Origin of the sequence: Aureibaculum algae (assembly GCF_006065315.1) — a bacterium.
Taxonomy (GTDB): Bacteria; Bacteroidota; Bacteroidia; order Flavobacteriales; family Flavobacteriaceae; genus Aureibaculum; species Aureibaculum algae.
On record NZ_CP040749.1, the window covers coordinates 3,847,325 to 3,860,555 of the forward strand.

Consider the following 13,231-nt stretch of genomic DNA (forward strand, 5'->3'; position numbering starts at 1 on the left):
ATGTTCTTTATTATGATGCAAATTTGAGTCTTTATTTATTCGAAAAGAGCTACATTTAGTTCAAAGAACCTTTACTATAGTTGAATGGTAATTTTCTTTAGATTAAATAGCTTTTTCCTTTATTTGATTATATTTAAAAAATACTAATTGAATACCGAGTAATAATAACATCGCTATAATTTGCATATGAACTACTTGCTCTAAACTTTCGTGATAAAAAATAACTAATCCCATTTGCAACACACCAAATACCCCAGTAATAACTACAGGTATATATTTATCTAAGGATAGGTAGTAATAAGCGAAAATATTAGATATGGCAAACATAGAGGTTGCTATTGCATATTTCCATAATAATGGAGCCATAGCAATATAACTATCGCCAAATAAAAGGGTAATAATTGTTTCAGGAAAACTTAAACAAAGTACTATTATAGCAATTGAGATTACCGCTATATAACCTACATATTTAAAAAGAATAGAAGCAGTCTCTTTTCCATCTTTTTTAAGCTGAACTACCGTTGGTAATAAAAGCATTACAAACATCCAGGCGATAAAGTAAACCATTCTACCAATTAAAGCTAAAGAGGCATATAAACCAGCCTCATAAGCTTCAAAATAATGTTTTACCAAAAGTATATCACTGTTGTTTATAATGATTTGGGTTAATTCGTAAAATACAGTAATAATAAAAAATGCTCTTATCTCTTTTGTATGTGTTTTACTTAATTCTAATGCCTTTTTTGGAATAATAGTAGGAACTTTGAATGGTATCAATCCAAACACAAAAGACGCAATAATACCAACTGCAATTACGACAGATGATTGTATATTAAAAATTAGAATGAGCCCAAGTGTTATTATTAAACGACTTAACATTTCGCCTTGGTAAGTAATAGATAAGGACTTAAAATTCTTTTTACCTTGAAAGACTCCACGATTTACGCTCATTAGAAAATAAAGGGGTACACCACAACCAAATACAATAAACATATTTGACGATGAGGTATTAAATAAGTTTTGTAATTGGTTTGCAAAAACAACAATTAGGACTCCCATTATTATGCCGACAACCAAAGCATTTTTATAGACTTTAGAAATAAATCCTTTCAACACTTGATTTTCAAAAAGCACAGAAAATTTAGCCGTTACCAATTGAAAGGTCATCGCTGCAAAACTTAGCACCAATAAAAATGTAATTAGCACAGCTGCATCTGCAAATTGTGCTGGCCCTAATAAGCGACCTAGAATTAAATTATATAAATAATTCCCTCCATTCACCACCAAAACACTTAGCATAAATAATTGTTCTGGAGTAATTTTTTTAGATTTTAATGAGGCTATAAATTGCATTGGCTTAATTTTTGAAAAACTATGTACTTTTAAAATGTTGTTTGATTAAATTGAAAACCATCATACATAGCTTTACATCAGCAGCTAAATTTCGTATAAATGAGATACTAGTATTCAGAAAAGTTCTTCTAAAACTTACTGTTAGAGTGTATCAAATTTGTTTCACCATCAAAATTTACGGTTAATACGGTACTTTTACTATTTCGTAATACGTACCTTAAGTGTTTAGCTGTAGTTCTATTAATTATTTCTATAACGATAAAAATAAGTTCATGTTGTATGAATGTAAATGATGTGTTTTCTAATTTTCGAATAAATATCAGTATAATTTAAGCTAAATTCGTATGTCCAAATTTTGTATAAACAGCATTTGCTCCCTCTCCAACTATATAAAACGGTTTGTTCCATTGTAAAGCATTTGCATAAATTGTTTCTAAAGCTTGAATTCCACTTTCATCAATTTCAGAAACCTTATTAATATTGATGGTCAATCCTCTTGATGAATTTAACGTAATTGTTAAATGTGTTTTAAAATAATTTGCTGTGGTAAGGTTAATTTGACCTTCAACATTAAATATATTATTGGTTTTTAATATTTTAATTGCCATAAATTCTATTTTTTAAATTAATATTGCTCTTATTTATGATACAAATATCATCACAAAAGGAATAAAAAGTAATTGATATTCGTTAAGTTGTAGTTATCTATAGACGAATGATTAAATACTTATGTTTAACTTGGTCTTCTTTTAAATTTATTACACTATGATTATTAAAAAGCTATTGCTTCTGTTCACCGTTTTAGCATCTACTGTTATTTATTCTCAAGAGATGCAAGAAGGTTTTACGTATTTAGAAACAGGAAAATATGCAAAAGCGGAAACGTTTTTTCAAACCGTTTTAAAGGATTATCCAAATAATAAGACTGCACGCTTGTGTTATGGACGTGCAATTGGACTTAATGGAAAACCAGAAGAAGCGAATATATTATTTACCAATTTATTAGCAGATTATCCAAGTGACTTTGAGGTAAAGCTAAATTATGGAGAGTCCTTATTATGGAATAGCAATTTTACCAAAGCTAAAACCTATTTTAAAAGTTTGATAGATGAAGACCCTAAAAGTTTTCCTGCTTTATTAAGTTATGCGAATACCCTTTCCAATTTAAAAGAATATGAAGATGCTTTAGTTTATGTAAACAAAGCATTAGAAGTGTTACCCGGAAACCCAAACGCATTAACTTCTAAAAAGTATATGTATTTAGGATATGCTTATCAGAAACAACAAGCACAGCAGTATAACGAAGCTGAATCACTGTTAAAAGAAAACCTAACCCTTTTTAATAATGACAAAGAAACCTTGTTAAACCTAGCTAACCTTTATTTAATTGCGAATCGTTTAGAGGACGCCAAAGCCACTTACGATCTATTGGCCACAAACCCGAATAATAAAATAACTGCATTGAACGGTTTAGCATTAGTATCGCATTTAAATGGTAAAGAAAAAGTAGCTTTAGAGCTTAGTAAGCAAGCCTATAAAAGTATAGATACGATTTCTGACCCATCACTAGTTCAACCTACTACAGAACGTCATATTCAAGCTCTTATTTGGAATAAACAATTTAAACCAGCTGATAAACTTATTGCTAATTTAATCAGCTCTAAACCAAATGAAAATTGGATCTTGGCCTTACGTGCAACATTAAATATATACAAAAGTGATTTTAAAAAGAGTGTTACAGATTACAATCAAATTTTAGTGAATGACAGCACCTCTTTTGATGGTAATTTAGGAAAAGCAAATGCTTTAAAAGCTTTGGGTTTTTATGATGATGCTTATCTATCGGCAGAAAACACATTAAAGTTTTACAACAATCAGAAAGATGCTTCTAATTTTATAAAAAACCTCAACACTACTTTTACTCCATCTTACGAAGGAAAGGCATCTTATACTTTTGATAACGGTGATAACGAAGCATTTGCGTTTAATAATAGTTTAGAGTTTCCATTATCTACGAAACTGAAAGCACTGGGTAGTTACAATTACAGAAACACAAGTAATTCAGTAACTGATAATAAGGCTACTTCTAATGATTTTAGTTTAGGTTTAGCTTACCAGTTACTACCTAATGTTACCTTTAGAGGTACAGCAGGTATTATGGCAGCTAATGCAAATGACACAGACTATACACAGCTATTAACAGACCTATCTTTTAATATTAAACCGTTTAAATTACAGACGTTAGATATTGGTTATAAACGCGAAGTACAAAGTTTTAACGCTGAATTATTAGATCGTGAAATAGTACAAAACAATTATTATGCTAATTATAATTTAAGTACAAATTTTAAATTAGGTTGGTTTACACAATACTATTATACATCTCAAAACGATGATAATACTAGAAACCTATTATTTACATCTTTATACTATAACATTTTAAGTAAACCTTCCTTAAAGGCTGGTTTAAACTACCAATATATTACTTTCAAAAATCAAGTACCAACCATCTATTTTAGTCCGAACAAATTTAATGCCGTTGAGGTATTTGTTAATTTAATTAAAGACGAGGTTATTACTAAACCTAAGGAATGGTTTTATGAGTTAACCGCAGCTACAGGGTTACAATACATTGAAGATGATAGTAGCCAAAGTACTTACAGAATTCAAGCGAAATTAGGATATAAATTTTCATCGCGTGCTGCAGCTAATATTTTCGGAACACGAAGTAACATTGCTTCTGCCACTGCTGCTGGTTTTACATTTACTGAAATTGGGATTCGCTTTAAATGGTATTTATTTGATTCACCGACTTTCAGAAAGTAAACTATAGGTAGACGTTGTTATAATGTATCACTATTTCTAAAAAAGGATAAAACGGTCTAGAAATAGACTATTTTCTTTTTTTACTTTCACATCTATCCCCATAAAAAAAAGGCAAAAGAAAATTTCTTTTGCCCAAACACTAATGAAAATTCCCCAATAATCAATTTACAATTAGTTTGGTGGTTTTATATTCTACATAGTTACTTTTCACTTTACACAAATACATTCCTGAAGTTAAATTATCTTTATTTAGAGGTATCTCATTTTTACCAACTACAGTTTGAAATGACACTTGTTTTACTAGAGTACCCAATTGATTGTATACGAACAAGGTTACATTTTCCGCTTGTTGCGATGTAAAATGAATTTTAGAACTTGTGGTCATTGGGTTCGGTACAACAATAGGATTTAATAAATCGTCACCACTATTTAAATTTTCAACAGCTAAGGTTTTACCAGTAGTAAAACGCAATTGCTTTAAGTGCATTTCTTTGGTCTCTTTAACACCACTTTCTGCAAGCATTGTAAAAACCATAGAAGTTACATCATTTAATTCTAAACTTTCACCGTTATCAGATGTAAAATCTGAAAAAGGAACTGTAAAATCTTGTAAAGTTTCTGTTAATGTTATAGAAGTTTTAAATTGAGTTTCCCAATTCTCAATACCTTTTTTTACTAATCTTATGATTAACATCCCTGTTCCTTTCGCTCTCATTTTCAAACTATTGTAATCTGATAAATCTACAGGACTGAATTTCGGTGTTAATGCTCTATACGCAGCAATATACTCACTTGTTGTTGCTTCTAATTCTATATTTCTTTCAATTGGAAAATCATCATCATTAAAAGTATAATCATTCGATTCAATGTTATATTTCATTACTGATGTACTCGGAGCAGCATCATCATATCCCCAAGGACCGTCAGACATAAATAAATCATCTGGAGTTTCTGTTCCATCACCAATTCTAAAACCTATATCGAAAAGATTTCCTGCATCTACCTGCACATTAGAAATATAATTACCGTCTAAATCTACATTTGTAGATACGTACTCCACAAAACCTGTTTCACTTGCTCTTAATCCGCCATCAAAAACTACAGACTTACTTTTGTTCGTATTCACAATCTCTAAATCTAATTTACCTTTAAGGTATTTTCCTTTTCTAACAAATACTGTTGGCGGTGTAGAATTATTATAACTTGTTATGGGCTTTTGTACTTCTAATAAATTTAGTACTTCCTCACCTAACTTTAATAAATCGTCTAAAGAATTAGACCAAATTTGAAAGTTATAAAAAGGCACATCTTTTTCATATCTATCTAAATTCCAATGACTTTCTACACCAAAATTAGCATTACCATTTATTGATTTTACAGATAAGCTTAAAACAAACTCTAACGAACCATCTATATTTCTTATGAGTGCTTTTATAAATTTTTGTTCTCTTATTTCTATCGTTGATACTGAAATTAGTTCAGCACCTAATAACCTATCGCATATATATTTGGTTTGTTCATAAACACCTTTTTCCGTTTCAAGTAATAAAATAGAAGCTACAGCCTGATTTTCTTTCATATAATCTACCGAATAAATATTGGTGGCATTTGTTATATTTATCAAATCCTTAGGTGATGACTCTATGATGTTATCTTCTCCAATGGTACCAAAAGGAATAAAATCGGTTAGCTCTATACCCGTTTTGCTTGATTTTTTTCCATATTTAAGTGTTTTCGAAACTTTTTTCGCACTTGTCTTATCAAACTTATAACTACTTTTAGTACGTTCAAAATTTCGTTTACTAATTTGTTGTGACAATCTATTATTACTTTCTAACCCTCCAGAATTAGCAGTTGAAGTTGGAGCTACAAGTACAGGACAAGCAGCATATCCTGAACAAGAAGGATCTTCACAGTCAATTAAACCATCACCATCATCATCAATACCATTCGTACAATCTTCTTGTAATACAGGAGCAGTAGGACAACGAGCACCATCATTACTAGAACTTGAAGGACCGAAAGCAAATAAGTTCGAATCCATCGTGTTTTTACCGTTTAAATCTTGGACATTTTGAATAACATAAATTGTTCCTGTTTGATTTGCAGAGACGTAAAAACGACCAGAAGCATCAAAATAAACAGCTCCGTAGGTATAATTTAATCCTGTAAGAATAGGAACAATTCCAAGTGATTGCACATTACTCGTTGCAGGATCAATTCGATATAAAATATTCGTAGTTTTTTCAACGGCATATAAATTTCCATCTACGGCATTAAAAGCCCAATCGTGAACGCTAATGCTTTGAGACAAACGTTCTGCAGACATATATTTTGTGTAATTATCAGATTCAGGATTCAAATCTATTTTATAATACGTTTTACCACCGGCTTTTAAATAATAGATTCCTTCAGAGCTAATATCTCCAACATAACGATTGCTCGATGGTAATTCATCTATATAATATGTTGTTGTTTGAAAATTCTTACCAATACGTACTATTGATTTTTCTGGGCTACTTAATGAACCCCAGATATAACCATCTACAGGGTTATAAGCCGTTGCATTAACACTCCCTTTAGTGATATCGGTGGCAACAGTATACGAATTCCCTGACGCTAAGTCTATTGCAAAAACATCATTATTTTGAAAAAGGTATGCATTATAATCACAATTAAACGGAACATCTTGTGCGTTTACGTTTAAGAAACATAATGCTAATAGTACTATTAATTTTTTCATGATATATTATTTATACCACAAATTTATAGTAATAAGGAGGCTTGAATTGTAATTTTCGTTGGATGAAAGGTAAGTATAGACGAATGGTTTAATACTGAAGTTAAGTCCTTAAAGCAAATTCAAACGTTTCATTAATTCTGGCCTATTAGAGCGACTTACAGGAATTACATCTTTCTTAATCAACACACTATTATCTTCTATGTCAATTATCTTTTTAATATTTATAATAAAGGAACGATGTACTTTTAAAAACAAATCTTTAGGTAATTTATCTTCTATTTTTTTTAAGGTTGAATGCACTGTATAATTTTTATCTTCGGTTTTTACACGAATATAATCCCCCTTAGCTTCAACCAGATAAATACTAGGAATATCAATTTTAATTAACCGCCTATCTATGTTAACATATAAATGATTATCAGACAAAGCACTTTCTTTATCAATATTTATAGGTTCTTTAACTTCCGTTTTTATAGATTCAGCTTTTACAATGGCTTTTTGAAAACGTTCTGGAGTAATTGGTTTTACTAAATAATCTACAATACAATCGTATTCAAATGCCTGAATAGCAAAATTAGCATCTGATGTTGTTAAAATAATTTTTGGTGGATTTTTTAAGGTATCAATAAAGTCAAAGCCCGTAAAATCAGGCATATGGATATCTAAAAAGATTAAATCTATCTCATTTTGATTTAAAAACTTAATAGCTTGAATTGCATTTGGAAAATCATCTACAACAGTAAGGCTTTTTATAGTAGAGCATAATTGATTAATTATAAGTCTGGCCGTCGCTTCATCATCAATAATAATACAATTCATAAATCACTAATTATAAAAGTTCTAGATAATTAGTCATGGTAGTTAAAATCGCTTCAAACTCTTCATGAAGGTCTATATTACCATCATGTAAATTATTTTCATAAGCTACTGCAACCTCATAACTTTTTTCAAGCCCTAAAATACTAATTTTATGTTTAAGTTTATGAACATTCTCAGCAATTTGTTTAAAATCCTTAGCATTAAAGTTTGAGAAATATATTTTTTTTTCTTCTGGAAACTCTAACTGTATTATTTCAATAAGTTTTTGTTCAAAGGCTTTATCACCACCTGACATGCTATTAATATATGATAAATTAGGTTGTTCCATGAGGTTCTTTTTTTAGTGTAAAATAAAAGGTAGTTCCCTTAGTTAACTGAGATTCTAGCCATATTTTTCCGCCATACAAATCGACAATTTTCTTAACTATGGATAGTCCAATACCCGTGGATCCAATTTTATTTTCTAATTTTTGAAAGGTTTTAAAAATCTTTTCAAAGTAAGCCTGATCTATGCCAATACCATTATCTTTTATATAAAATTGCCAAAAATCATTTTTATCTTCGTAACCTATCTCTATAATGCCTTTTTCTTTGTCATTGTAATTAATGGCATTCGTAATTAAATTTTGAAACAACTGTTGCAACCTGTATTTATCACCTTTTATACGTGGTAATACTTTTAATTTATGAATTGTAATATGTTCAGGTACTTCAATTAAATTAATTATATCATTAAAAAGCACATCGATATTGACATCGTAAAATTCTTCTTTGTTATTACCAATGGTTGAGTACTCTAGAATACCATTAATTAGCAATTCCATTTTCTCTACGTTATTCCTTATTAATTCTAGACTTTCTTTACCATTCTTATCAATAATATCATGATAATCTTCCTTTAACCAAGCTGTTAATGAATCTATACTCCGAAGAGGTGATTTTAAATCGTGAGAAACCATATGAGCATAATCACTTAATTCTTGATTTTGATAGGCCAGTTCACTTAATAAGGTTTCACGTTGTTTATTTATTTCAACTATTTCTTTGGTTTGATTATCAATAAATTCTACCAACTTTAAACCGTCTAATTCTAAGTTTTCTTTAATTTCATGTTCTGGTAAATCATAAAATTTCAGGGTTTCAATAACTCGCTTTAGCTTATCAATAACTTCTTGTTGCAATTTTGACTCTTGTCGTAATTGTTTATTTGCATTAAACAACTCTTCTGAACTGATTCCCATAGCTCTTTGCTGCATGGTAAACTGATCGTCAAAATTATTGTATGAGCTATTAATAGCTGACAAAAATTGTTCTAATTTTTTGTCAGCAACCTGTTCGTCACTTAAATATTTCCGTATTTGTCGTTTTAATAATGAGTTCATTATTCGCTTATTAGCGTTATAGTCATGGTCTGATTATGTAATTGACAGTTGTTCTCTCCATGGAAAGGTGCTATTTCTCCATAGGAATAAAATCCAGATAGAACAGTTTCAGTACCCACAACGTTTAAGACTTCTTCAATTTCTTCTTCAACACGTTGGTCTAAGACCAATTTTCTGCCAATACAACTTACTAGAAGAGCCAATTCTGGCTTATTTTGCCTTAATTCTAAAGCTTGTTTCGCTGCCCTTTCAGATGCATTTGCAATATTATCAACATGAGTCATCATCAGTTGTACTTTAGAGTTTTCTGGAATATCTCCAGCTAAAATTACAGCATTATTTTCTTCATCAATATTTAATATACTTCTAACGATAGATTGTTTTTCATCATTAGATTTTACATTTAACGGATACAATAAAGCGGCTCCAGGTAACTCTTTCGACTTTTCTCCTAAATATTTTTTATATAAATCTAGTGCGGGTTGGTTATCTAGTTCAAATAACACATTTGCCTCTGATTTTGTAACAATACGCTCCGGTCCAAAAGGCGTCCAACCTCCATAAATAGAGAATGTAACTTCTAATGTTTCACCATAAAAACCAATAGCTACTATTTCTCCTTCTTTTGGAGCTTCATTATATGAGGCAAGTGTTTTTTCAAAACGTGCTGCATCACCGCATAAACCACCTGTTATTAATATGTTATTATCTGTAGCAGCATTCATACCTTTGGTTAACTCACTACCATTTACAAAACTACCTTCTGAAATAACATAAATAAATTTTAAACCTTCTGAAGGTAATTGTTTTATAAGATTATTTCCAGTTTTAAAACTATCTAATTCTGTATTTATAATATTACTTGTCTTTATTAAAAATTGACTTTTTTCAAATTCCATTGCCGTAATTGAGACACTTTCTTCCTCAACCGAACTTCCTATTATATCTGCACAAGTAGAACCAAAAACAACATGACCATCAGGAAACATTTCTTTTATTTCATTGTATATCTCTAAGTCGTCTAAAAGAAATCTATTTCCAAATACAAGAACTAACGGATTTGTTAATTTTTGTTTTGGAGATATGTACACCCAGTTTTTGCCTTTATTTTTTTGTAATTGAACTATTTTCATTTTTATTTTTTTAACGTGAAGTAAAAAGTCGTACCCAAATTAGGTTGACTTTCTAACCAAATTTCACCCTCGTGTAATTCAACAATTTTTTTAACAATAGATAATCCTATACCCGTAGAATCTTTTCGTTTATTTAAAGAATGAAATATTTTAAAAATTTTATCATGAAATTTTTCATCAATTCCCATTCCGTTATCTTTAACTGAAAATTGATAGTGATTTTCAAGTTCTTCAAAACATATATCTATAAAGCCTTCCTCTTTATCAATAAATTTTATAGCGTTACTAATAAGATTCTGAAATAATTGTTGAAGTTTTGTCTTATTACCCCAGATAGTTGGTAATTTATCCTGAATTTTTATACAAATATGATCAGGTGTATAATTAATTTGCAATAAGTCTTTTAACAGCCTATCAACATTAACATTTACTTTATCATTTTCATCAGAACCAATACTTGAATACTTTAATATATCAGTAATTAACTGTTCCATTTTCTCTAAAGTAGATTCTATGAGATCAAAGTTTTGAATACTAGCGATATCTAACTTGTCTTTATTATCTTCTTTCAGCCAAGTTGTAAGTGCGTAAATACTGCGTAACGGCGATTTTAAATCATGTGACACAATATGAGCATACTCATGTAACTCGTCATTACTTTTTTCCAACTTTTTAAGTAAACTTTCCTTCTGAAGTTGTAGATTTTTAATTTCAGTAATATCAAAGTTGATACCTATTGAACCTATGATTTCTCCTTTTATGTTATAATTAGGTGCACCACTTACCAACCAATGTCTAATTTCTCCCGCCTTAGTTTTTATTCTCAGCTCATAAGACTCTGTCTTTCCTTGCTTTCTTTCACGTAACTTTTCCTTTAATATATTTTCATCTTTTTTTAAAGGAAGTATGTCTTTTCCTTTGATACCTATTAGCTCTTTTTCAGAATAGCCCGTCATGTTAACCAAACTTTGATTTACCATCAAAATTCTATCCTCAAGGTCTACCTCTATCAAACCTAGGTTCATATTAGAAATTATGTTGTAGTATTTTTGTTTTTCATCCTCTAAACTTTTTCTATAAGTTCTATTTAAAGTAACATCTTTAAAAGTCCATAAATACCCTTTTAATTGATCACCTTGAACTATTGGAATGTAATTTCGTTCTAAAATCTTATCATTTACCATTTCCAGTTCATCACCAATTACAATTTCTTTTTTTTCATCTACCTCACGCATTCTTTTTAAAAAACCTTCAGGACTTTTAAATAAAACGCTGTTTTGTTCTGAAGATGCCAGACAATCCTGTCCTATTAATTCACTTGGATCATTATCTATATTAAAAAGCTCGGTAAATTTATTATTTGTAAGTACTATTTTTCTATTTTCGTCTTCAAGAACAACACCACTGTCTAGATTAAGAATAAGTGTAGACAGTCTACTTTCTGATGCAATAAGTTGTTCTTCGTGGACTTTTTCCTTTGTGATGTCTCTAACAATACCTTGTGCAGCTACAGGTACTCCCTCATCATAAATTATACTCGCATTTATATGAACAATTTTAGATTGCTTATCTTTCGTTATAAGATTGACATTAAAGTCCGTTATAGAGCCTTCGTCAAAAAGAATTTTAAATGATTCTTGAACTCGTTTCAGTTCACTAAAATGAACCATTTTAATGAGGTTGAAATCTTCCTTAGCGTGTTTAAAACCAAGTAATGATACTGCGGCCTCGTTCATTTTAAGGATATTTCCTGATAGATCAATTATAACATAAGCATCTACTATATTTTCAAAAACACCTTGCAACTGAGAATCAGTTCTTAAAAGTAATTTTTCTAAACCTATATTAGACTTTTTTAATTTCTCATTTACTTCAAAGAGTTCAGTAGCTTTGTGTTCTAATATTTTTTCAGCTTGTTTTCTTGCCGTTTTCTCTCTAGCTAATGCTCGTTTTAATATGTCGATCTGATGCTGACTCATTAATTTTTCTGAATTGTAAACTTAACTTCAGTGCCATCTTCTTTTATTTTTTCTAAATTAATAGTTGCGGAAGAATTAAAATGCTCAAAAGTTTTATTCATTAAGCCCAATCCAAAATAATGCATAGCTCGGCTAGACTTATAAATCATAATTAATGAATTGTCTGTTCTTTCTAAAATTTCAAAAGTAGGAAGTTCAGCATCAGGATATATTTTTCTTACTTCTATATGTATGTGGTTCTCAATAGAAGCGAGCATCTCAATAGGATCTTTATATGTTTCTATAAGGCCTGGATAACTTTCTGCCAATACAGCGAAAAAATGCTCGGCATAAACCAATAATAAATCATCTTTTGAAATACCTGTATTTTCACTAAGATGTTGCAATAGTTGTAACATTTCAGAAAAACTATAAGTTCCAACAGCTGTATAGGCTCCGTTTGATTCTAAATCGGATTCATTGATTATTTTATCAACCATTTCAAGCCCAAATTTAGCTTCAACTAAATCTAAAAACTCAGTAAAAACAATACCTTTCATTTTATAATTTCTTTAATTCATTAATACTCCAATAGGCTAATAATTTTTCAATTTTATGAACATAATCTTCATACTTTAAAGGTTTTAGCACATAACCAGCAATTCCAATTTCGTAACATGCCAATAAATCTCGTTGATTGCTTGAGGTTGTAAGAATAACAGTTGGGACATATTTTAGAGTACTATCCTTTTTAAGTATAGATAAAAATTCTATTCCGTTAATTTTAGGCATGTTTAAGTCTAACAAGATTATGTCTGGAATATTGTCTTTTTCTTCTAAAATCTTTAAGGCATCTTCACCATTATTGGCTTCAATTACTTGATGATTTAGATCAAGCGAAGAAATAGCTCGCTTAAATTTCATTACTTCGATTAAATCATCTTCGATTAATAATACTTTCAAATTTTTCATTTTACCACTTATTTTAGTCTAATTAGACTATAAAAGTAATCCTAA

General features: G+C 29.9%; 11 protein-coding genes. 1 reads left to right on the forward strand and 10 read right to left on the reverse strand.

Annotation, left to right across the window (positions count from 1 at the left end):
* Positions 1-102 precede the first annotated feature (102 nt).
* Positions 103-1,353 (reverse strand): oligosaccharide flippase family protein, encoded by a 1,251-nt coding sequence (locus FF125_RS16220; RefSeq protein ID WP_138950766.1) that lies wholly within the window; start codon positions 1,351-1,353, stop codon positions 103-105.
* A gap of 329 nt (positions 1,354-1,682) precedes the next feature.
* Entirely contained in the window at positions 1,683-1,961 is a 279-nt protein-coding gene (locus FF125_RS16225) for an STAS domain-containing protein (RefSeq protein ID WP_138950767.1), read from the reverse strand.
* Positions 1,962-2,118: 157 nt separating this feature from the next.
* Here FF125_RS16225 and FF125_RS16230 point away from each other — a divergent pair, with 157 nt between their 5' ends.
* Positions 2,119-4,179 (forward strand): tetratricopeptide repeat protein, encoded by a 2,061-nt coding sequence (locus FF125_RS16230; RefSeq protein ID WP_138950768.1) that lies wholly within the window; start codon positions 2,119-2,121, stop codon positions 4,177-4,179.
* Between the two features lie 160 nt (positions 4,180-4,339).
* On the opposite strand, the gene FF125_RS16235 is transcribed toward FF125_RS16230, so the two are convergent.
* The 8 genes from FF125_RS16235 to FF125_RS16270 form a co-directional block, all read right to left on the reverse strand.
* On the reverse strand, positions 4,340-6,922 hold the full coding sequence (locus FF125_RS16235; RefSeq protein WP_138950769.1) for a DUF6923 family protein: 2,583 nt from the start codon (positions 6,920-6,922) through the stop codon (positions 4,340-4,342).
* 108 nt (positions 6,923-7,030) lie between these two features.
* Complete coding sequence (locus tag FF125_RS16240) at positions 7,031-7,741, reverse strand: LytR/AlgR family response regulator transcription factor (protein ID WP_138950770.1); 711 nt, start codon at positions 7,739-7,741, stop codon at positions 7,031-7,033.
* A gap of 10 nt (positions 7,742-7,751) precedes the next feature.
* On the reverse strand, positions 7,752-8,069 hold the full coding sequence (locus tag FF125_RS16245; protein ID WP_138950771.1) for an Hpt domain-containing protein: 318 nt from the start codon (positions 8,067-8,069) through the stop codon (positions 7,752-7,754).
* Positions 8,056-9,123, reverse strand: a complete 1,068-nt coding sequence (locus FF125_RS16250) for a sensor histidine kinase (protein ID WP_138950772.1) — start codon at positions 9,121-9,123, stop codon at positions 8,056-8,058. The genes FF125_RS16245 and FF125_RS16250 overlap by 14 nt, the downstream gene beginning before the upstream one ends.
* Complete coding sequence (locus tag FF125_RS16255; protein ID WP_138950773.1) at positions 9,123-10,256, reverse strand: FIST signal transduction protein; 1,134 nt, start codon at positions 10,254-10,256, stop codon at positions 9,123-9,125. The genes FF125_RS16250 and FF125_RS16255 overlap by 1 nt, the downstream gene beginning before the upstream one ends.
* Positions 10,257-10,258: 2 nt before the next feature.
* Positions 10,259-12,235 (reverse strand): PAS domain S-box protein, encoded by a 1,977-nt coding sequence (locus FF125_RS16260; protein WP_138950774.1) that lies wholly within the window; start codon positions 12,233-12,235, stop codon positions 10,259-10,261.
* A complete protein-coding gene (locus FF125_RS16265; protein WP_138950775.1) occupies positions 12,235-12,774 on the reverse strand; it encodes a heme NO-binding domain-containing protein in 540 nt (179 codons plus the stop codon). Before FF125_RS16265 ends, FF125_RS16260 begins: the two co-directional genes overlap by 1 nt.
* Before the next feature lies 1 nt (position 12,775).
* A complete protein-coding gene (locus tag FF125_RS16270; RefSeq protein WP_138950776.1) occupies positions 12,776-13,186 on the reverse strand; it encodes a response regulator in 411 nt (136 codons plus the stop codon).
* Positions 13,187-13,231: the final 45 nt, after the last annotated feature.

What these genes read in the sequence shown, in the direction of transcription:
- FF125_RS16220 (WP_138950766.1), bottom strand. Translation starts at nt 1,353, where the DNA reads ATGCAATTTATAGCCTCATTAAAATCTAAAAAAATTACTCCAGAACAA.
- FF125_RS16225 (WP_138950767.1), bottom strand. Translation starts at nt 1,961, where the DNA reads ATGGCAATTAAAATATTAAAAACCAATAATATATTTAATGTTGAAGGT.
- FF125_RS16230 (WP_138950768.1), top strand. Translation starts at nt 2,119, where the DNA reads ATGATTATTAAAAAGCTATTGCTTCTGTTCACCGTTTTAGCATCTACT.
- FF125_RS16235 (WP_138950769.1), bottom strand. Translation starts at nt 6,922, where the DNA reads ATGAAAAAATTAATAGTACTATTAGCATTATGTTTCTTAAACGTAAAC.
- FF125_RS16240 (WP_138950770.1), bottom strand. Translation starts at nt 7,741, where the DNA reads ATGAATTGTATTATTATTGATGATGAAGCGACGGCCAGACTTATAATT.
- FF125_RS16245 (WP_138950771.1), bottom strand. Translation starts at nt 8,069, where the DNA reads ATGGAACAACCTAATTTATCATATATTAATAGCATGTCAGGTGGTGAT.
- FF125_RS16250 (WP_138950772.1), bottom strand. Translation starts at nt 9,123, where the DNA reads ATGAACTCATTATTAAAACGACAAATACGGAAATATTTAAGTGACGAA.
- FF125_RS16255 (WP_138950773.1), bottom strand. Translation starts at nt 10,256, where the DNA reads ATGAAAATAGTTCAATTACAAAAAAATAAAGGCAAAAACTGGGTGTAC.
- FF125_RS16260 (WP_138950774.1), bottom strand. Translation starts at nt 12,235, where the DNA reads ATGAGTCAGCATCAGATCGACATATTAAAACGAGCATTAGCTAGAGAG.
- FF125_RS16265 (WP_138950775.1), bottom strand. Translation starts at nt 12,774, where the DNA reads ATGAAAGGTATTGTTTTTACTGAGTTTTTAGATTTAGTTGAAGCTAAA.
- FF125_RS16270 (WP_138950776.1), bottom strand. Translation starts at nt 13,186, where the DNA reads ATGAAAAATTTGAAAGTATTATTAATCGAAGATGATTTAATCGAAGTA.